Source organism: uncultured Desulfovibrio sp., assembly GCF_902477725.1.
Lineage (GTDB): Bacteria > Desulfobacterota > Desulfovibrionia > Desulfovibrionales > Desulfovibrionaceae > Desulfovibrio.
Window position 1 is genome coordinate 11966 of the sequence record NZ_CABSIF010000013.1, and the last position, 21539, is coordinate 33504.

Below are 21539 nucleotides of genomic sequence, written 5' to 3' on the forward strand. Positions count from 1 at the left end.
AATCATTCCAAGGAGAAGACGCTATGAAATCGCTGAAAGGCAGCCAGACGGAAAAAAATATTCTTACAGCCTTTGCTGGTGAATCTCAGGCGCGTAACCGCTATGACTATTTTGCCGGGCGGGCCAAGAATGACGGTTTTGTGCTGGTGCAGGAAATTTTTGTAGAAACTGCCTTGCAGGAAAAAGAACACGCCAAGCGCCTGTTCAAATTTCTTGAAGGCGGAGATGTTGAAATCACGGCGGCGTACCCTGCCGGGGTCATAGCTGATAGCGAAGCCAACCTTATCGCAGCCGCCAGTGGCGAAAACCACGAGCACACCGTCATGTATCCTGAATTTGCCGCTACGGCTGACAAAGAAGGCTTTTCCGAGGTCGCTGCCGTCATGCGCCAGATTGCCGTTGCCGAGGCCTACCATGAAAAGCGTTTTCTTACGCTTGCCAAGGATATCAAGGAAGGGCGCATGTTCATGCGTACCAAGCCCACCATATGGCGTTGCCTGAACTGCGGCTGTCTTGTGGAGGGCGACCACGCTCCCGAGATGTGCCCCGCCTGTGCGCATCCCAAGGCCTACTTTGCAGAGCTTAACTATACGTTCTAAGCGGCATCGACTCCAGGGCTTGCCCGTTTTTACAACGCGGCAGACAGACGGGATGGGTGCCAGAGGCACTCGCCGGATTGGATGATGTCTTTCACGTATCTACCCTGAATTATTGCCTAGATACAGGTCGAGCTGCGTCGACCACAAGCGCCAGACCTTTTGGGTCTGGCGCTTGTTTTGCGAAGCGGCATGCGTCTGACGTTGAACCGTCACCGTCGAGGAACAGCATGGCTGCTGTGTGGCTTGTTGGATTTGAAAAGCAATTAAATATCTATTATGCAAAGTTTTTGTGCATAAATATAGCCCGGGTAGTTGCCTTTTGCAGTTTCCGGTCATTTGAACGGTATCTAAATATCTTGCAGGACTGGGACTAAGTGGTTACAGCTAATACAAGGCATGTCGTTATATGGGTGGGGAAGGGACTCTGCCATCTGTGTAATGTGGTCCATACTGGTCGATATGCCCACAAGCGGGAGAATGCGGACGGTGCATTTTTCAAGCTGAGGAGTCAACAGTGAAACAGATTATCTGGGGAGCACTTTTTTCCCTGCTTTTGGCATCGGCGGCCACTGCGGCTGAAACCGGTTATCCCCCACCCCCGCCAGCGGGGAAGCCTCTTTCGGTCGAGGACTCCATCTATGGAGTGCTGCGTAATCATCACAATCTGCGGGGCATGATCGAAAACCGCGAGGTGCTGGATCATGAGGTCAGGCGCGCTCAGGCTGGCTTTGGCCCTCGCGTTGACGTTACAGGGCAGGCTGGCGGCAGCGTCTTGAGTGATTCAAGCACCCGCAGCCAGAACCTTGATTCGCAGATGTGGGGCAAGGTGGGCTATAGCGCCCAGCTTGTGCAGCCCATATGGGATGGTTTTGCCACCCGTTCGCGCGTCCGCACTGCCAAGTCCACCCTCGAATCCCAAAAATACCGTGTATTCGATACGGCGACATCGCTTTCTCTTGATGCGATTATCGCCCATATTGATTTGCTGCGCCGCAGAAAAATCTACGAACTTTCCGAAGAAAATGTGGCCCACCACAAATCTCTTGTGGGGCAGGCCCAGGATCGCGCCAGCCTTGGCGCGGACACTGCCGCAGACGTAACCCAGGCGCAGTCGCGCTTGCAGCGGGCGCTTTCAAGCCTTTCTGAAGCCAAGGCCTCCCTGCTTGTGGCCGAGGAAACCTATACCCGGCTTACAGGCTTGCCAGCGGCCAGCCGCTTGCAGACCGTGACCATGCCGCCCCAGCTTTACACCGCATCGCAGGCGGTTCTGGAAAAGGCCAAAAAAAGCAACCCCAAACTCGCCGCCTATTTGCAGGATATCCGTGCCTCGCGCGCCGAGCGCGAACTTGCGGATTCGGCCTTTTCTCCCGCCCTCAATCTTGAGGCTGGCCCCAACTATACCAATCTTGGCGGCACAAGTGACCGCTGGGTGTACAGTTTTGACGTCATGGGCGTAGTGCGCTGGAATATCTTCAACAGCGGGGCAGACGTGGCTGAACGCCGCGCCGCCTCAGCCCGCATGCGCCAGTCGCGTCAGGTGATGTACAACTTTATTGATGATCTCAAGCTGGATGTGGACAGCACCTGGGTCAACTATCTTGCTGCCCAGGAACAGTACAACCACTATTCCAAAGCCATAGAGTACAACAAGTACACGCGCACCGCCTATATCGAACAGTTCCAGATTGGCAAGCGCAGTATTCTGGACGTGCTGGATACAGAAAGTGAGCTGTACAATTCTGCAACCCAGGCGGAAACCGCCCGGGGCAATATTCTTGTGGGCGCGTACAGGCTGTCGGCGCTCACGGGCAATATGCTGCCAGAAATGTCCATCAACACCGGACCGCTTGGACAGAGCGCGCCCAAAGAACCGGAAGATCCTCGCGAGGAGTTCGCTCCTGGCTGGTTCAACTGACAATCCTTTCCGCATGCCCCGGTTAAGCCGGGGCATGCGGCGCTTTTTTTAAGGGCGCAAATCCTTCTTTACCAGGCCGGGATCAATGGCTGACCCATGCGGCGCGCCTTGCGACTCTGGTCTGTAGAGTGAATTCCCTCAAGGGAGGGGCTTTGCCGCTCTGCGCGATGATAACGAAAGGATGATGCCGATTTATCCCCATCAGCATCAATGGAATATGCATGGATACAATTTCCGCGGATTCAGAGGAAAAGGCACGGCCCACACCAACTGAACAGGAATCCGGCGACAGTCGGGCTCCGCAAAAAACAGCAGACACGGCACCGGAGCAAGCCTCCGGCGCAGCAGGGCGCAATTCAGCCCAGGTACCGCGCACAGCGCCGACCATGGGGCCGTTGCGGCCTTCAGACGTGGATTTTATGCCCGGCTTGTTGCGCAGCCTTTCGGTTTTGATGCGCCTGCGCGGGCGGGCAGTGTCGCCACATGTGCTCATGGCCGGGCTTTCGGGCAGCAAGGTAACGCCTCAGGCCTGTCTGCGGGCGGCCCGCAAGGCGGGGCTGGCCGGGCGTATCGCTTATCGTCCTGATATCGCAGATATTCCAGGCCTTGTGTTGCCGTGCATTCTGTTGCTCTCCCATGACCGTTCGTGCGTGCTCACCGCCCTTGACGGCGACATGGCCGAGGTAATTTTTCCCGAAACCAGTGAAAGCACGCAATTGGTGCCAGTAGAGGCCTTGACGGACGAATACTCCGGCTATGCGCTCTTTGCTGCAGTGGAAGCAGCGCCGGATGACCGTTCCGAACGCCTCAGCATTGCTCGCGGCAAGCGCTGGTTCTGGGATGTACTGCGGTATTACGCACCCATCTACAGACACGTGGCCCTGGCCAGCGTGGTCATCAATCTCATTGCCGTGGGCAGCCCGCTGTTTGTCATGAATGTCTATGACCGCGTGGTTCCCAACAATGCCATAGAAACATTGTGGGTGCTGGCCAGCGGCATCTGCATCATCTATCTGTTCAATTTTCTGCTTTCGGCCCTGCGCACGCATTTTGTGGATGTGGCTGGCCGCAATGCGGATATCGTGCTTTCCAGTTCGCTGGTGGAAAAGGTGCTTTCCATGCGGCTGGACGCCAAGCCCGAATCCACGGGCGCGCTGGTCAACAACCTGCGCGAATTTGAGCAGCTGCGCGAATTTTTCAGTTCCTCAAGTCTGCTTGCCTGCATCGACCTGCCTTTTCTGGTTATTTTTCTGCTGCTTACGGCCTTCATTGGCGGCCCTATGGTGCTGCTGTCCATTGGGGCCATGCCCATCATGATCGGCATCGGCCTGCTGCTCCAGCACCGTTCGCGCATGAGCGCCGAGGCCAGCTACAAGCAGAACATGCAGAAAAACGCCCTGTTGGTGGAAATAGTAAGCGGGCTGGAAACGCTCAAGTCCTGCATGGCTGAAAGCCGCATGCAGAAACTGTGGGAATCGGTGGTGGGCCTTTCGGCCCGCTCCAACAGCGAATCCCGCAAGTATAACAACCTTGCAGTCACATCTTCCATGCTCATCACCCAGCTGGTTACTGTGGCTATGGTGGTGTGGGGCGTGTACCGCATATCCGACGGCCTCATGACCATGGGAGCGCTTATCGGTTGCAATATTCTGGTGGGGCGCACCATGGCTCCGCTGCTCCAGATGGCCTCGCTACTTACCCGTATGCAGAATTCGCATGTGGCCCTCAAGGCGCTGGACATGCTGATGATGTTGCCTTCTGAAAATCAGGCGGAAAAAACCTGCATGGATTTTGGCATGCTGCGCCCTTCATTCACTCTGGAGGGTGTTTCTTTTGCCTATCCCCGGCAGGAACGTCTGGCTCTGGAGCATGTTTCACTGCGCATTGAGCCGGGTGAACGCGTGGGCATTATCGGGCCCATGGGATCGGGCAAAAGCACACTGTCAAAGCTCCTTATCGGCCTCTATCAGCCCAAGGAAGGGGCGGTGAAGTTTGGCGATGTGGACATCAGGCAGATTCCCAGCATGGAACTGCGTGGCCGCGTGGGCGTGCTGCCGCAGGATGTGGTGCTGTTTTACGGCAGCATTCGCGACAACATCGCCTTGGGGGATCCCACCATCAACGATCACCTCATCCTGCGCGCCGCCTCCCTGGCTGGTGTCACAGACTTTTTGCGCAACAATCCCGCTGGCTTTGCCGCTCAGGTGGGCGAGCAGGGCAAGGCGCTTTCTGGCGGGCAGCGTCAGGCTGTGGCTCTGGCGCGCGCTCTGGTGCGCGACCCTGAGGTACTCATTCTGGACGAACCCACCAGCAATATGGACACGGATTCAGAACTGCTGCTGCAAAAAAGGCTGCAATCGGTCATTGGCGGGCGCACCCTTGTGCTTGTGACCCACCGGCTCTCCATGCTGCGCATAGTGGATCGGCTCATTGTTATGGAAGACGGGCAGGTCAAGCTGGACGGCCCCCGCGATGCCGTGTTGCAGAGCCTGCGCGACCGCTCGAAAAAGAACGTGGCCAATGTGCAGCAGGCCGCCCCGCAGGAAAAAACTGCTGATGCCGCAACGGTCTGAAGTTTTTAACTTTGCTGAAGAGCCTTGGCTTTTTGTTTTGAAATGACCGCCCAGCGGTTTTTGGAGAAGGGCATGCAGTTGCCACAGAAAACTATGGATATGACCGGGGCTGAAAATCGGCCAGAACAGAAAGCAGGGGCGCAATGCGGCACGTCAAAGCCCGAGGTGCTCTTGTCCCCTGGCGTGGAACCTTCGGCCTTTCCCCATCCGGGCGGCATGCCGGGTATGCCCTTTGGCTCGCATTTTTCACGGCCCAATGTTGACGCGCCGCTGCCAGCCATGCCCGGCAGCGAGAACGTGCTGGAACCTGCCGCTGATTCTGGCGCAGCCACCCCCAGTGGGTCTGGGCCAGATGCCGGTACTGGAAGATTGCCCGATCTGGAAGCGCTGATGGCCGATCTGGGTCAGAATGCCGGAGACATGCAACCCATGGGGCTGGATGTTGCCGCTGCCAAAAAGAAAGAACCGAGCAATCTTGAGCTTTTTTTGCGTCAGTTGCTGATGGGCGGGGAGCATGAACAGTGCCCGGATAAAAGCCTGCGGCAGTCGTTGCATGAAACTGTAGACAGAATTTTGGGCAAGAGCGGTCAGCAGGGAGCTGGCGGCATGTCGGGCGCTCAGCAGCAGGGCAATCCCGGCCTGTTCGCAGCCATGGACGCGCCCCTGCGCGGCCTGACGCCCGATGATATCCTTTTTGCCAACGAAGTGGACGCAGCCCTCGCCAGGCGGCCCAAGTTCGGCGTGCGCGCTCTGTCCATCAGCGTGGCAGCGTTTTTTCTATGTCTGATCATCTGGGCGGCTGTTGCCAGCGTGGATGAAGTGACCCATGCGGAAGGTTCGGTTGTTGGTTCGCAACGCACCCAGACCATCCAGAACCTCGAGGGCGGCATCCTGCGCGCAGTGCTTGTGCATGAAGGGCAGATTGTGGACAAGGGGGCGGTGCTGGCGCAACTGGACAATGAAATGGCCGAAAGCGCCTACCGTGACGCCGTAAACAAGGCCATGGAAAACAGCCTCGCCATCATCCGCCTTGAAGCTGAGATCAAGGGCGACAAGCCTGTTTTTCCAGAAAATTTTGACATGTGGGCAGAAAAAGTCATTGGGCGCAGGGTCGAGGCGGGCATGCTGGGGCGCATCCACCAGATCGTTCAGGATCAGGAAAATGCCTGGCACAGCCGCCGCGATCAGCTCAATGCGGAAATTGATGTTTTGCAGTCCCAGTATGTGCAGCGCCTGCATGATGTGGAAGAGCTGACGGCCCGCAAGGTGCAGCTTGACCGCAGCCTCGAGCTTTCCATCGAGCAAAAGAATACGGCCTACGCCCTTGTGCAGCGCAACAACTTTTCCAAGCTGGAATACCTCGGCATGCAGCAAAAGGTTGTGGAACTGCAGGGCCAGATAGATTCTCTTGCCGCCACAATCCCCAAGGCCAAGGCCGCGGCGGACGAGTCCAAGCAGCGCATAGCATCCCGCAGGGCCGAGCAGATTGCGGCGGTTACTGACGAGATCAACAAGCGCAGGCAGGAACTCAATTCACTGCGCGAAAATCTTTCGGCAGGGCGCGACCGCGTAACCCGCACAGAACTGCGCGCTCCTGTGCGCAGCACGGTCAAGCAGATATACATTTCCACCGTGGGCGGCGTGGTCAAACCCGGAGAACCCATCATGGACCTTGTGCCGCTTGACGACACCCTGGTGGTGGAGGCCAAGGTCAAGCCGCAGGATGTGGCCTTTCTGCACCCTGGGCAGCATGTCATGGTCAAGGTTTCAGCCTATGATTTCTCCATTTACGGCGGGATTGAAGGCAAGCTTGAATCTATCAGCGCCGATACTATTGAAGACAAAAAGGGCGAGCATTTTTATCTTGTAAAGATCCGCACCCAGAAAAACGCCATCGTCTACCACAACGAATCTCTTCCCATCATGCCGGGCATGGTGGTGACGGCAGACATTATGATCGGCAAAAAAACAGTGCTGGATTATCTGCTCAAGCCCATTCTCAAGGCCAAACAGAACGCCCTGCGCGAACGTTAGAGCAAAAAATGCGGGCAGACCAGGCTTTGGCCTGCCGTAAACCAGCATTTCAAGGGTTAATGCTCCTGCACAGATTTATTGAGACGCGCCGCTAGATGAAGGAAAATATATGGCACCCCAAGAACTAACTCTCCCAGGCGTAGCCCAGCGCAACCGCAAGGCGGCGCTGACCATGTCGGCACTGTTTGTGCTGGCGCTCTGCCTGATTTTTATTTTTGCACGCTGGTATCTGCATGATTCCCGCGCCCACCTGCTGCGCGAGATGGGCCAGGACATGAACTCGCAGGCCTCGGGCAAGGTGGCCCTGCTCACCGTGTGGTCTGGCACCCTTGCCGGTCAGGTAAATATTTTTGTCACGCAGGATATGCTGCGGCTGTTCGCCGCAGAGGTTGCAAGTGCGGGCGTGTCCGCCACGGATATGTTGCAGATGGCCCGGCAAAACCAGAATGGGGACGAAGCGGATACGGTGCCCCCGGCGGGCACTGCCAGCAACAGTGACCCTCTGAAAAAAATTGCCCCGCGCCTTCCGTTGATGGTCAACTATCTCAGAGACTTCATGGAGAAAAACAGCTTCAGCGGCGCGAGCCTGGTTAATACAGACATGCAGATGTACCTCGCCCCTGAGGGCGTACAGCCGCCCGATGAGGAGCAGAGGCCCTATTTGCAGCAGGCCCTGAACAGCAAACAGCCCGTTCTTATGCCTGTGCGGCGCGAAAATGGCAGACTTGTCATGGATATGGCCTTTCCCATTTTTGCGCCCCTGTATGTGGATTCAACCGGGGGCAGGGTGGTTTCCCTGCTGCTGGCCACCTACAGCGTCTTGCCTGTAACTGCCGCAGCCACGGGCGAAGCGGGCAATGGCAGCCAGTACAATACATTTATTCTTCAATCCTTTGGTGAAAAGCTGCAACGCATTGCACCTACCGAAGTATCGGGCGTGTCAGATTTGCCCGGCTGGTCGCTGCATGATGAAAAACTGCCGCTTGGCACACGTGTTGATCCCGGCCTGCCGGAAGGCGAGCGCGAGATATACGGGCTTGCCCTGCCCGTGCCCAACCTGCCTTGGCTTGTGGAGCAAACCTTGCCCGTGAGCCGCATTGATGAAAGATTTTCCGGCATAAAGCAGAACGTCGTTGTGGCTTCACTGATCATGGCGGCGCTTGCAGGCGGTTTGCTGGCCGCCCTGTGGTGGAGCCTTGTGAGCCGTAACGAGCGCGCCGTGGCAGAGCAGATGCGCAAGCTCTATCTGGTGGTCAACCAGCAAAAGCAGATCATGGACGGCGTAAATTCCGCCCTGTCGGCAGGTATCGTGCTCAATGACCTGAACGGCGTCATCCACTACGCCAACCAGAGCTTTGCTCGTTTATGCGGCAGGGAAAAATCCACGGAGCTGCGCGGGCTGAAATATTCCGAGCTGGATATGGAGCTTGCGCGCAGCCTTGTAACCCATACGCTGGCCGTGCACAGGGCGGGCGAACCCTTCAGCTTTGCCGAAGCCCTGCTGGTGGATGGCAAGCTGCGCTATTATTTGACCTCCTGCACTCCATTTCGGGATGAAAACGGGCGGCTCTCGGGCATGGTCTCCGTATACAGCGACATGACGGATATTGCTGTGGCGCAACAGCGTTCGCAACAGATGGTCGCCCAGACTGTCAACGCTTTCGTCAAAGCCATCGAGGCCGTGGATACCTATCTGCGCGGGCAGTCCGCCTTTACGGCGCAGTTGGCGGTTTCTCTGGCCTGTGGACTTGGCCGCAACGATGCGGAGACCCTTGCCACCCTGCGAACGGCAGCCAACCTCTCGCATGTGGGTATGATCCAGTTGCCCAAGGATCTGCTCACCAAGACAGGCGCGCTCTCGGCGCAGGAACGGGCATTGCTGCAACAGCATGTGGAATTTGCCCGCGAGGCCCTGGCAGACATTGATTTTGGCCTGCCTGTGCTGGAGGCCATCACCCAGATGTACGAACGCCTGGACGGCAGCGGCTACCCCTTGGCCCTCAACGATGGGAGCATCTGCCTGAACGCCCGTATTCTGGCGGTTGCCAATACCTTCTGCGCACTTATGCGGCCACGCTCCTACCGTGAGGCGCACAGTACGGAAGATGCCCTGAATATCCTGTCTGAAACTCCGCCCAAGTATGACGCCTCGGTTGTGGGCTCTTTGCGGGCATTTCTGGAAACAGAGCAGGGTATGGTTTTTCTGGAGCATTTGCTTGGCGATCCGCAGCCAAGCAGCGCCTAATTGGTACAGGGGTTAACAATGCGCATTCTTTTTTTGAATTCTGTTTTTCCTGGCCGCTTCCGTTCCCTTGCCCAGGCCTTTGGCGCATCCCAGAACAATACCGTGCTGTTTCTTGCAGAAACCGGACAAAAACTTGCCATTCCCGGTGTGCGACGGCTGCGTTTGGCGCCCCCCGCGCCCTATGAAAGCGATGACCCGGCGGAAAAGGAAATCGTGACGCGCCTGCGGCGTGGCGCGCGGGCGGGCAACGCCCTGCTGTCGTTGCGGAGAAACGGTTTTGTCCCAGATATCATCTGCGCTGCGGCAAGCATGGGCGGCAGTTTTTACGTGCGCGACATCTTCCCCAAGGCTTTTTATGTGGCTCAGGGCGATTGGTTTTACAACAATGGCGAGAGCCACTGCTTTTTTACGCGTGGCAACCCCCGCCCCCCGGCGGATTTTGCCCCCCTGCGGGTGTGCAATCTGTGGGAGTACAACGCGCTGGGCGAATGCCAGCTTGCCGTCACCTCCTCCCTCTGGCAGCGCGCCCAGTATCCCCCCGCGCTGCAACGCGACATAAAGGTTGTGCCCAGCGGCATCAATACGCGCTTTTTTATGCCCAACGAGGAAAAAAAGGATGGCGATGCCGCAGGCGATTGCGTGGCTGATTCCTGGGGATGCGCAAGCAATGAGCTGGTGACCTTCTGCGGCCCCATGCACGACCCGGCGCGCGGGTTTGACCAGTTCCGCAAGTGTCTGCCGCGCCTGCTCGAATTACGCCCCAACTGCCTGGTGGTGCTGGCCTGGCTTGATATTGCCCAGACCGGGCGCAAGCAGAGTGGCGGCTCAGATACGCCAGCTGAATGCACCGAGACAGGCAAGGCCATGCGCCGTGCGGTGGATATTCTGGGCATTGATCAGAGCTTCCGGGCGCGTGTGCACCTGCTTGGCGCGCGTTCGCTCAAGGAATACCGGGCCATGCTGCAACATTCCACCGCGCATGTGTATCTGGCGGCGCCGCATGTGTTTTCCACCGGTTTGCTTGAGGCCATGGCCTGCGGCTCACTGGTCGTGGCATCGGACACGCCGCCTGTGCGCGAAGTGGTGCAGGACGGCGTAAACGGCTTTTTGTGCGACTTCTGGGATCATGAAAACATGGCGCAAAAACTGGCCGATGTGCTGGCGCGGGCTCCGCAGCTGGGGCATATGCGGCGTAATGCGCGGCAGACTGTGCTGCGCTCGTATGACGCGGATGTACAGACGCGCAGATTTATGGATCTGATCAGCGCAAGCATGAAAAGCCGGGCAGAAGGCTGACATCATGCCATGACATCAGGCCCTAGCATCAGGCCTAGCATCAGGCCTAGCATCAGGCCTAGCATCAGGGCAGCAGGGGCGGCATTGCTGCATCGGGCGGTATGATGCGAGCCTGAAACACTGGCCCGGCTTACAGGCCCTGCATGGCGAGCCTTGCTTCAAATTCGTGCGAAGGCTCAGGTTTGGCGTAAAAAAAGCCCTGTGCCGTGTAGCAGCCCAGCTTCATGATAATGGCAGACTGCTCTGCTGTCTCCACACCTTCACTGATGACATTCATGCCAAGATCCGAAGCCAGGCGAATGATATTGCCAAGTACGATCTGCGCCCGCTGCCCCGGCAGGTCGCGCTGGATGAAGCTGCGGTCTATCTTGAGGCAGTCCGCGTCAAGCATCTGCACAATACCGAGAGACGAATAGCCCGCGCCAAAATCGTCGATGGCCGTTTTGAAGCCCATTTCCTTCAGTTGAATTATCTGTAGCCAGACAGCTTCAGGGTTGTTCATGATGGCGCTTTCGGTGATTTCCACTTCCAGCAGGTGGCGCGGCACGGAATAGCGGTCGGCAATATCCGCAAGCCGCTGGGTAAATTGGGGGCGGTCAAAATGCAGCCGCGAAAAATTGCAGGAAACCGTATGCAGCGGAAGGTTGCGCGTTTTCCAGCTGCGCAGGTTGCGGCAGACCTGCTCAAATACAAAAAAATCAATGGACGCCACAAGGCCGTTGCGTTCAAACATGGGGATAAAACTGCCCGGCAGCAGCATTCCCCGTGAGGGATGATTCCACCGCACCAGCGCCTCGCTGCCGGTAATGACCCCCGTGCGCATGTCTACCTTGGCCTGATACCACACCTGCATTTCACCGTTGGTCAGGGCGTCTTCCAGCTTGCCGTTCAGTTCATGGCTCAGCAGGGCCTCCTGCCGCATATGCTCATTGTAGAGCACCATGGGAATGCCGGACGAGCGCTTGGCTTCCAGCCGCGCATAGTTGGCCAGATCCAGCATCAGCTGCATGTCCCTTTCCTGCTCCTTGGGTACGCGGTAGGCCCCGTAGACGGTACGCACCGTGTAGGGCAGCGCCTGACTTCGCCGCCACTCGTCCAGTTCCTTGTCCATTTCGCGGACTCTGCCCGAAAGTTGCTCCCATGTATCAAACCGCAAGAGCAGAACAAAGAGATCAGAGGATATTCTGGCGCAGCACTCTTCTGGCAGGATATTACGCTGCAAAATTGCCGCATAGGCCTGCAACAGGCTGTCGCCCATGCCAAAACCGAACTGGTCGTTGATTGTCTTGAACTGGCAGATATCACCGGAAAGCAGCATGTAGTCAGAGGTGACCTGGGTGGTTATGAGGCTGTCGCACAGCACCTTGAATTTTTCCATGTTGGGCAGCCCGGTCAGTTCATCCTTGTTCATCTGGGCTTCCATGCGGCAGATGCGGCTGCACTTGCAGCCCAGGCAGTAGAGCAGAAAAATGATGATGCCCAGGGAAGAGGCAATGAGGCCGCCAACAACCTTAAAGGGGCGCTTCTGAATTGAGCAGTTTATGCTCCGGTCAATGCGGGCTGCAAAGGAGTGCTCTTCTTCCGGCGGGTACACCGGCAAGCCTGCCTGATCGTTGAATGGAGAGGACGGTGAAGAGGCTGATGCGGCTGCCGATGGTTTGTGCGCGGTTGTGGCATCAGCGGCTGTCTGCGTTGGTGTCAGAGCCGTAAAAAGGCAGCAGAGCAGAAGCATCAGCAGGGAAAGGCGGAGGCGAAGTGTCTTCATGTGACGGTTTCCCCGGTCTTCCTGGCGTGGGAGCGCAGCCAAAGGTTGTGAATGTCTCCATGGTGGTATGGCTGCGGTTATGAACAAACCGGAACCCAGAGCGACCTTTGCATCCTGCGTTAAAGGAAGCCAACGTACTCAATATAGGGTGCTGCTCGGGAAAAAGTCAAACGCTGTCCGGAAGGGCGGGGTTGTCGCCAAGGCGGAGCCTGCGGCTTCGGGAGACGGAGGACGCTGCGCGCGTTTTGCCCCCCGGCTGGCAACCTGGGCGCAATAAGGGGCACAGGCATGGGCCGGGGGGCAGGGAAGTTAACGTACTACAGGCAGGCGGCTACCGCCGCCACAAGACGGTCAATGGGTTCTTCGCGCGCGCCTTCGCCCATGACGCCAACGCGCAGCACCTTGCCAGCAAGGGCGCCAAGGCCGCCAGCCACTTCAATCTTGTGATCCTTGCGCAGGCTGGCGCGCAGGGCATTGGCGTCCACGCCTTCGGGCGGCACAAAGAGGTTGACCTGGGGCGCGGCCCCCTCGGTCACATAGGGCTTGAAACCAAGCTTGCCCATGCCCAGTTTGAGCCTTTCGTGCATGGCCTGATGCCGCGCAAAAGAGGCCTCAAGGCCTTCGGCCAACAGGTTGTCCAGGGCCTGATGCAGACCATAGTACATATTGATGGGCGCCGTATGGTGATAGGTACGGGGTGTGCCTTCCCAGTATTTGCGGATAAGCGGCACATCCAGATACCAGTTGGGTATCTTGGTTTTGCGGCGCGCCATGGCCTCCATGGCTGCCTCGGAAAACGAGGCAGGCGCGAGACCGGGAGGGGTGGAAAGGCATTTTTGAGAACCGCTGTAAAAAGCGTCGATGCCCCATTCGTCCACGCGCACATCCACGCCGCCCAAGCCGGCTACGCTGTCCACCAGAAAGAGCGTATCGCTGTTTTTGACCAGCGCGCCGAGTTCGGCCACAGGATTGTTCACGCCGGTGGATGTTTCGGCATGCACCACGGCAAGAATCTTGTAATTTTTCTGCGCCAGCTGTTTCTTTACCGCGTCCACAGAGATGGGCGCGCCCCATGGGCATTCCACAGTGTCTACCAGCGCGCCAAGGCGCGAGGCCACTTCAACCATACGCGAGCAGAACAGGCCGTTGTTGACAATAAGCACGTTGTCGCCGTGTTCCACCAGGTTGACAAAGCAGGCTTCCATACCTGCGGAGCCCGTGCCCGAGATGGGAAACGTCACGGCATTGCTTGTTTTGCATACAGCGCGAAGCTGCTCTTGCAGGGCGTCCATAACCTTGATGCAGTCAGGGTCAAGATGCCCGAGAGTGGGCAGGCTCATGGCCTCAAGCACGTTGGCCGCAACCGGGCTGGGGCCGGGGGCCATCAGAAGCACATGGTCCAGTGTTCCGAAAACCGTGGTCATGACAATCTCCTGGTTTGTGTGGGGGCCTGCGCTGGCAGGCCCATGCCGGGCGCTTGCTGCGACGGCGGATAGAGAACGCTAACACGCATGGAAATGTTTCGGAACCGTCTTGCGGGGGGCTTGCCCGATACTGGACTGACAGAAGAGCCATCAGGATAAAAACGCATTGTCTTCATCGCCTGCATTGGCTACCTTTGAGAAAAATTCCGGCAGCATGGAACAGTCAGCCGGAACGTGCCCGGTTTTCAGAGAACATTCAAAAGGAGCGAATGACAGATGAAACGAATCAGCATCCTCTTTTTTGCTGCCGTCTTTTGGGCGGGCTCGGCATTTTCGGCTTTTGCAGTCGAAAAACTGGTGGTCTACACCTCCATGAAGGAATCTATTATCGGTTCGCTCAAAGAGGCTTTTGTTAAAAAATATCCTGATATTGCTATGGACTATCAGTCTGCTGGCGCGGGCAAGCTTATGGCGAAAATCGCCACAGAGCGTCAGTCGGGCAAGATCATGGCCGACATTATCTGGACAAGCGAAGTGCCGGACTTCTTTAACATGAAGTCCGAGGGCATCTTGGAAAAATACGATTCCCCCGAGCTGAAGAACGTCATCAATCCTTTTCCCGATTTTGACGGCTCGTTTACGGCAATTCGTCTGGGTACGCTTGGCATCGCCTACAACAAGCGCCACGTGAAGGAAGCTCCCACTCAGTGGAGCGACATGATGAAGCCCGAGTTCAAAAAGGCCTTTGGCATTGCCAACCCGGCGCTTTCCGGCACGTCCTACATGAGCATTCAGCTGCTGGTGGACAAATTTGGCTGGGAATACATAGAGAATGTTCATAAAAACGGCGCGCGTATGGGCAAGGGCTCCGGTCAGGTCATTGACGACACTGCTTCCGGCGACCTTCTGGCCTGCATCGGCGTGGACTACATTGTGAACGAAAAAATCAAGAAGGGCGCAGACCTTGCTCTGGTCTATCCGCCTGAGATGCTGGTAATCCCCAGCCCCGCAGCCATATTCAAGGGTACCCCCAATCTGGAAGCGGCCAAGAAGTTTGTGGACTTTCTGCTTTCAGAAGAAGGGCAGAAGATTCTGGCCGAGCAGGGAACCCTGCCCGTGCGCAAGGGTATTGTGCCTCCGGCGGAATTTGGCCTGCCCACCAGTGAAAAGGCCTTTGAACGCGGCATAAAAATTGATTACCAGCATATTTTGAGCGAAAAGGAAGCCACTGTTAAGAAATTTACAGACATTATGATGTCGAAATAGTGGCGGAAACGTTACAATTTCGCGTCCTGCTCCCGCGCGGTTACGCCGCGCGGGAGGTCTGAATCAGCCACGGGCGTGTTTGCCGGGGAGAAACTGGCAGGCGCTGCCCGACAGCGCGCACAGCGCAAGCGGGAATTTTCATGGCAGAAATACTTCTTGAAAACATATCAAAATCCTTTGGCGACCACACGGTTCTTAAGGATTTATCTCTTGCGGTGCGGGACGGCGAGTGCTTCACCCTCATCGGGCCTTCCGGCTGCGGCAAAACTGTGCTGCTGCGTATCATGGCAGGCTTTGAAACGCTGGATGCCGGGCGCATGAGTATTGGCGGCGAAGTGGTGGCTGATGCCGAGAGCGGCACGGCCCTGCCGCCCGAGCAGCGTAGCCTTGGCGTGGTGTTTCAGGACTATGCCGTGTGGCCGCACATGACGGTGCGCCAGAACGTGGGCTATCCCCTCAAGATCGCCCGTCGTGATGCCGCGGAGGCTGCGGCTCTGGTGCAAAAGAGCATTGATGATGTGAACCTCACCGGCATGGAAGATCGCCTTCCCTCCCAGCTTTCGGGCGGACAGCAGCAGCGGGTGGCCCTGGCCCGCGCCCTGGTGGCCCAGCCCAGCCTCTTGCTGCTGGACGAGCCACTGAACAACCTTGATGCCAACCTGCGTGAAGAAATGCGCTTTGAAATCAAGGCACTGCAAAAAAATCTTGGTGTAACCATCCTGTATGTGACCCATGATCAGGAAATCGCGCTTGCCATCTCTGACCGCATGGCCCTGCTGGACGAGCAGGGGGCTATCCGCCAGATAGGCACGCCGGAAGAGCTCTTTGCTACCCCGGCAGACGAATTTGTTTTCTCCTTCCTGGGCATGAGCAATTTTTTGCTGGCAACCGTAGACGGCGGGGTCGCGACTATTGACGGGCATGTTTTTCCTCTTGCGCCGCAGGCTGGTCTTGCTGGCGAGGTGCGGGTGGGATTCCGTCCGTCAGATGTACAACTGGGCCGTCAGGGACAGGGGTTGCGGGCAACGGTGCGCCGCGCCAGCTTTTTGGGCGCGTTTACCGATTATCAGCTTGACGTGTGCGGCCAGCAGGTGCGCACGGCGGTGGATACCCACGAGGCTCTGGCCCGCGACCTCTTGCTGCACGAAGGGGACGAATGCGTCATCAACCTTCGTGGGGCGCACTGGTTCAGCTAGGCTGGATTTTGCAGCAGCGCGCCGCGCAGAGTGTCAGGCCCTTCGGCTGGCAGGATAACGGGCGCAGGATTACTCCAAATTTGGCGGTCAGGTATGCAAGCAGTCAGACAACAGCGTTCGTGGGGCGTGGCAGAGGTGATTTTGCTGCTCTCCATTGCTATTCTGGTTATCGTGGTCGTGGTGCCGGTGGCGCTCATCTTTTTCAACGCCTTTTTTGTAAACGGGCAGTTCAACGCGGCGGATCTGGTAAAAACCCTCAGCGAGGGCGAAACCTATCAGGCCCTGATGAACTCGCTGTTTATCGCCAGCGGCGTAACCCTCTGCGCCACCACCGTGGGGACGTTCTTTGCATGGCTGGTGACGCGTACGGATATTCCTTACAAGGGCTTTATGAAGAGCATGTTCCTTGTGCCCTTCATGCTGCCCTCGTTCATCGGCGCGTTGGCCTGGAAGATGCTGCTCTCGCCCCGCGCTGGCTATATCAACAGACTCTGGCGCGATGTCACCGGTGCGGAAGATGCCCTGTTTAACATCTTTTCTTATGCGGGCATCATTTCCATTGAAACCATGTATCTTTTCCCCTTTGTGTTCATTCAGGTATGCGGCGCGCTAGAGCGCATGGACCCCACGCTGGAGGAATCGGCCAGGATATCTGGCGCGGGCCTGTTCACCATTACCCGCAAGATAACCCTGCCCCTGGTGCTGCCCAGCATCCTCTCGGGCGCGCTGCTCATCATGCTGTATTCCATGGCGCACTTTGGCACCGTGGCTGTGCTTGGCATTGAGGTGGGCATCTACAACATCCCCACGCTGATTTACGAGCGCATCCATGAGAGCGCGGGCAGTTTTGCCTCCATCCGCACCGGCACTGTGCTGGCCTCGGTGCTGGTTGTTACGGCGGGCCTGATTATCTGGCTGCAACGCAAGGTGCTGGGTTCCGGTAAATACCAGATCATCGGGGGCAAGAGCTTCCGGCCCATGGAACTCAAGCTGCGCGGTCTGCGTACCCCTCTGTTTGTATTCTGCCTGCTGTACATCGCCATCACCATTGTGCTGCCTACTGTGACCATCTTTCTTGTGGGCGGGCTTAAAACCTACGGCGTGCCCATCACCTGGGAGAATCTGTCGCTCGACAACTACAAGTATGTGCTTTTTGAGTGGGATCAGACCCAGCAGGCCATCAAGAACAGCATCGGCCTTGGGCTGGCTGCCGCCACCATCACCATGTTTGCGGGCGTCATGATTTCTTACGTCATTGTAAAGATGCAGGTGCGGGGCAAGGGCTTTCTGGAATTTCTGGGCATGCTGCCTTTTTCCGTGCCCGGCTCGGTCATCGCCCTTGGCGTGATACTGGCCTGGAGCGGACGCTTTGGCGTGAATCTGTACAACACCATCTGGATTATCCTTATCGCCTACATTGCGCGGTACATGGCTTTTTCGCTCAAGGCCAACTCGGCGGCGCTGGAACAGGTGCACGATTCGCTGGTGGAGGCGGCCCGCGCCTGCGGCGCAAGCATGTGGCAGGCCCTGCGCGATGTGGTGCTGCCCTTGGTGCGGCCCGGCATGGTTGCGGCTTTCTTTCTTATCTTTTTGCCTGCGCTACGTGAACTGACGGTTTCGGTCATGCTTTACGGCACAACCAGCCGCACCATCGGCGTGGCCATCTACACCCTCAATGAAGACGGCGAAACCGTGACATCGGCGGCTCTGGCCGGCATTGCCCTCATTCTTATCGTGACGGGGCAGAGCATTATCAACCACTTCGCCAAGTCCAGGCAGGCCTGATTATGTCCATTACACTCAACAATGTTAGCAAGTATTTTGGCAAGGTTAAGGCTGTTTCATCCCTGAACCTTGAAATCGGCGATGGCGAATGCTTTTCCATGCTTGGGCCGTCTGGCTGCGGCAAAACCACGACCCTGCGCATGGTGGCGGGCTTTGAGGATCTGGACGAGGGCGAAATCAGCGTGAACGGCAAGCTGCTTTCGTCCGGCGCCAAAAAATACTATCTGCCGCCTGAAAAACGCGATTTCGGCATGGTGTTTCAGGCCTTTGCCGTGTGGCCGCACATGAGCGTGTATGAAAACGTGGCTTTTCCGCTGCACATCAAGAAGATCGGTTCAGCGGAACTGCACAAGCGCACCACGGATGCCTTGCGGCATACCAACCTGCTGGAAGTTGCACAAAAAAGCCCTGCGGATCTTTCCGGCGGGGGCAAGCAGCGCGTGGCTCTTGCCCGGGCGCTGGCCATCAATCCTTCAGTCATGTTGCTGGACGAGCCGCTTTCAAGCCTCGATCCGCACCTGCGGGAAGAAATGCGCTTTGAGATCAAGGAACTGCAAAAGATTTACGGTTTCTCCATCCTGTATGTGACTCACGATCAGTCTGAGGCCATGGCGCTTTCTGACCGCATCCTGGTGATGAAGAACGGCGTGGTGCAGCAGGTGGCATCGCCCCTGGAGGTCTACACCCGCCCCGCCAACCGTTTTGTGTTCAGCTTCATAGGCTTGTCAAACTTTACGGAGATGGCGGTAACGGCAACACATATGCAGCTTGATGGCGTGAGTGCCGACTTTCCGGCGGGGTGCGTTCCTGATGCCGCCATTGTGCAGGCAGGGCGCGGCGTTGTTGCAAGCCGCCCCAACGAAATTGATTTTGTGGACGAAGGCGGCGTACCCGGCATTGTGGAACGGCGTACATTTCTGGGTGAGCAGCTTGACTATCAGGTACGCGTGGGCGAGCAGAGCGTGCGTGTGCAGAAGGGGCGCTATGCCCGCGGTCCGCAGGAAGGTGAAACCTGCCGCCTGCACTTTTTGAAACCCTTGTGGTTCCCCGTGGATGCCGCCAGCTAACAGCGTGGTTCACCAATACGCTTGATCTGTTTACCGCTGTTTACGGCCATGCGCTTTTGGAAGATGCGCATGGCCGTTCTGCATCATGGAGACTGTGGCCGCCATGAAAGTCCAGATTTGCATCTGCGGCGGCAGAGAAAAGGGGGGTGAAAAATTTTTTAACCGACGACCTTCTGACAGATTGTAAGCCAGCAGCGCGGAAATTTAGCCGCGTTCTGCAAAAAAATGACACTGTGACAGGTGTGTGCCAGAAATTTTTTTTATATCTAGATCTTGTTTAACCTGCTTAAATATAAATAAATATACAATATTAGGCTAAATTTGCTCTTTTTTGGTAAAAATTTTTGCACGATAGGGCTTGCAAAGTGTTTAGGCCTTCCATATATTCACACCGAAGCGGGAAACCGCTCCATAGGCGTTTGTAAGAAACCATAGTCCCAAGCGGGGCAAAAGAAAGGAAGGATAACCATGAAAAAGATCGCTACTCTTCTGTTGGCGGCCGGCCTTGTGTTCGGCGTTGCCACGGGCGCCAGCGCCATCGACTTCAAGGCCAAGGGCCAGTGGATCATGAGCTTCGACTACGGCCAGAACGGCGGTTTCACCGGCGGTAACGGCAAGGCAGGCTTCAACGGTGCCTCCAAGCAGTACAAGAACGAAGACGAATTTGAAGCTCGTCAGCGCGTTCGCCTGCAGTTGGACGCAGTGGCTTCTGAAGCCCTGTCCGGCACCGTGTTCTTTGAACTTGGCGACCAGACCTGGGGCCGTTCCGACCAGGGTGGCTCCCTTGGCGCTGACGGCAACAACGTTGTCGAAGTGAAGAACGCCTACATCGACTGGATGGTCCCCCAGACCGACCTGAAGTTCCGCATGGGCATTCAGGGCATGGCTCTGCCCAGCTTCACCACCGGCAGCAACGTCTTCAACGATGACGTGGCCGGCATCACCGCCTCTTACCAGTTCAACGAAACCGTTGGCGTGACCGCCCTGTGGGCCCGTCCTTACAACGACAACTACGTCAATACCGCTGACCACAGCGGCAACCGCACCAACTACATGGACAACATGGACGTGTTTGCCCTGCTGGTGCCCCTGACCTTTGACGGCGTGAAAGTGACCCCTTGGGCCATGTACAGCGCCATCGGTCCCAACACCTTCCGTAGCGAAGGTTACAACAAGTACTTCAACAACTCGATCCCCACCAGCGGCAAGTACCCTGTTGCTGGCATGATGCCCGTTGGCGGCGCCCTGCATAAGGACGGCACCACCAGCACCAAGGCCATGGGCAGCTACGGCAACGCCGTGTGGGCTGGCCTGACCGGCGAAGTGACCGCGTTTGATCCCTTCCGCATCGCGTGGGATTTCAACTACGGTTCCGTCTCCTATGATGACAGCCGCGCCAACCGCGCTGGCTGGCTGGGTTCTTTGCTGTTCGAATACAAGCTTGACTGGGCCATCCCCGGCTTGTACGGCTGGTACGCTTCCGGCGACGACGGCAATCCGGCCAACGGTTCCGAACGCATGCCTTCCATCAGCGTGAACAACAACAACAACGGCTTCTCTGACTTCGCCTTCAACGGCGGACCCATGATCGCCCGCGAAGCCATCCTTGGCTACGACATGTCCGGCACCTGGGGTATCGGCGCCCGCTTGAAGGATATGAGCTTCATCGAAAACCTGAAGCACACCTTCCGCTTGAACCTCATCGGCGGCACCAACAGCACCACCATGACCCGTTACCTGACTGGTCACAACAGTGCTTACACCAAGATCACCGATCAGGGTGCCAACGCCCAGTCCGCTGGCATGAACCCCTTGTACATGACCACCAACGACACCGCGTTGGAATTCGGTCTGTCCAACGATTACAAGATGTATGACAACTTTGTCGTGTCTCTTGACGCCGCCTACATCGCCACCTGGCTTGACCAGTCCAAGGGCGTGTGGGGCACCAGCAAGATGAACGGCCGTAGCGACCAGGAACGTGATCCCTGGAACGTGAACGTCCGTTTCGTGTACTCCTTCTAAGAGTACCTAGCCTTACGATTAAAAGGGGAGCCTTCGGGTTCCCCTTTTTTGTTGCCCTGCGGCCAGCGTGTGCAATCCAGTGGTATTAGCCATGCGGGCTGCAGGGACGCTGCTTGTTTTATCCTTGTCCCTTCCCGCTGTACTTGCAATGCTTGGCGATGTGCTGCCGTTTCACGATCTGGCATTCTATTGACCACAGCTACTTGCAGCATGGAGGTGGTAAACAGCTCGGGACATCAGGCAATTGTGCGTAGTATGAACTGCACACCCCCTTTAGCTAATCCAACTCGGCATTTCCATGATCTTTTTGTTGACGAGCGTCATATGTCTCAACCAGGGGCATCCAGGT

13 protein-coding genes are annotated in these 21539 nt (G+C 57.1%); 11 read left to right on the plus strand and 2 right to left on the minus strand.

Going from position 1 to position 21539, the window contains the following annotated elements:
- Nucleotides 1-23: 23 nt before the first annotated feature.
- From rbr to RDK48_RS12020, 6 genes are all read left to right on the plus strand, one after another.
- Entirely contained in the window at nucleotides 24-599 is a 576-nt protein-coding gene (gene rbr, locus RDK48_RS11995; protein WP_240826070.1) for a rubrerythrin, read from the plus strand.
- A 514-nt stretch (nucleotides 600-1113) separates the two neighbouring features.
- On the plus strand, nucleotides 1114-2514 hold the full coding sequence (locus RDK48_RS12000) for a TolC family protein (RefSeq protein WP_298992323.1): 1401 nt from the start codon (nucleotides 1114-1116) through the stop codon (nucleotides 2512-2514).
- Between the two features lie 221 nt (nucleotides 2515-2735).
- The gene (locus RDK48_RS12005) at nucleotides 2736-5087 is read left to right on the plus strand and encodes a type I secretion system permease/ATPase (protein WP_298992326.1); all 2352 of its coding nucleotides are present in this window, start codon (nucleotides 2736-2738) and stop codon (nucleotides 5085-5087) included.
- Between the two features lie 72 nt (nucleotides 5088-5159).
- On the plus strand, nucleotides 5160-7121 hold the full coding sequence (locus tag RDK48_RS12010) for an HlyD family type I secretion periplasmic adaptor subunit (protein WP_298992329.1): 1962 nt from the start codon (nucleotides 5160-5162) through the stop codon (nucleotides 7119-7121).
- A 109-nt stretch (nucleotides 7122-7230) separates the two neighbouring features.
- Nucleotides 7231-9366, plus strand: coding sequence for an HD domain-containing phosphohydrolase (locus RDK48_RS12015; protein WP_298992332.1), 2136 nt, complete (start codon nucleotides 7231-7233; stop codon nucleotides 9364-9366).
- Between the two features lie 18 nt (nucleotides 9367-9384).
- Nucleotides 9385-10662 carry a glycosyltransferase gene (locus RDK48_RS12020; protein ID WP_298992334.1) on the plus strand — a complete coding sequence of 426 codons (1278 nt, stop codon included), beginning with the start codon at nucleotides 9385-9387 and terminating at the stop codon, nucleotides 10660-10662.
- Nucleotides 10663-10792: 130 nt separating this feature from the next.
- Here the strand turns inward: RDK48_RS12020 and RDK48_RS12025 are convergent, their stop codons facing one another.
- Nucleotides 10793-12427, minus strand: coding sequence for a bifunctional diguanylate cyclase/phosphodiesterase (locus RDK48_RS12025; protein ID WP_298992339.1), 1635 nt, complete (start codon nucleotides 12425-12427; stop codon nucleotides 10793-10795).
- Between the two features lie 317 nt (nucleotides 12428-12744).
- Nucleotides 12745-13851: an alanine--glyoxylate aminotransferase family protein gene (locus RDK48_RS12030; protein ID WP_298992341.1), complete on the minus strand. Its 1107-nt coding sequence runs from the start codon at nucleotides 13849-13851 to the stop codon at nucleotides 12745-12747.
- Nucleotides 13852-14127: 276 nt separating this feature from the next.
- On the opposite strand from RDK48_RS12030, the gene RDK48_RS12035 reads away from it, so the two are divergent.
- The 5 genes from RDK48_RS12035 to RDK48_RS12055 all read left to right on the plus strand — a co-directional run bounded on the left by RDK48_RS12035 (nucleotide 14128) and on the right by RDK48_RS12055 (nucleotide 21190).
- Complete coding sequence (locus RDK48_RS12035; protein WP_298992344.1) at nucleotides 14128-15117, plus strand: ABC transporter substrate-binding protein; 990 nt, start codon at nucleotides 14128-14130, stop codon at nucleotides 15115-15117.
- A gap of 140 nt (nucleotides 15118-15257) precedes the next feature.
- Nucleotides 15258-16313, plus strand: coding sequence for an ABC transporter ATP-binding protein (locus RDK48_RS12040; protein ID WP_298992348.1), 1056 nt, complete (start codon nucleotides 15258-15260; stop codon nucleotides 16311-16313).
- A 93-nt stretch (nucleotides 16314-16406) separates the two neighbouring features.
- A complete protein-coding gene (locus tag RDK48_RS12045; protein ID WP_240824836.1) occupies nucleotides 16407-18098 on the plus strand; it encodes an iron ABC transporter permease in 1692 nt (563 codons plus the stop codon).
- Between the two features lie 2 nt (nucleotides 18099-18100).
- Nucleotides 18101-19165 (plus strand): ABC transporter ATP-binding protein, encoded by a 1065-nt coding sequence (locus RDK48_RS12050; RefSeq protein WP_298992355.1) that lies wholly within the window; start codon nucleotides 18101-18103, stop codon nucleotides 19163-19165.
- 468 nt (nucleotides 19166-19633) lie between these two features.
- Nucleotides 19634-21190: an outer membrane homotrimeric porin gene (locus tag RDK48_RS12055; RefSeq protein ID WP_298992360.1), complete on the plus strand. Its 1557-nt coding sequence runs from the start codon at nucleotides 19634-19636 to the stop codon at nucleotides 21188-21190.
- Nucleotides 21191-21539 lie beyond the last annotated feature (349 nt).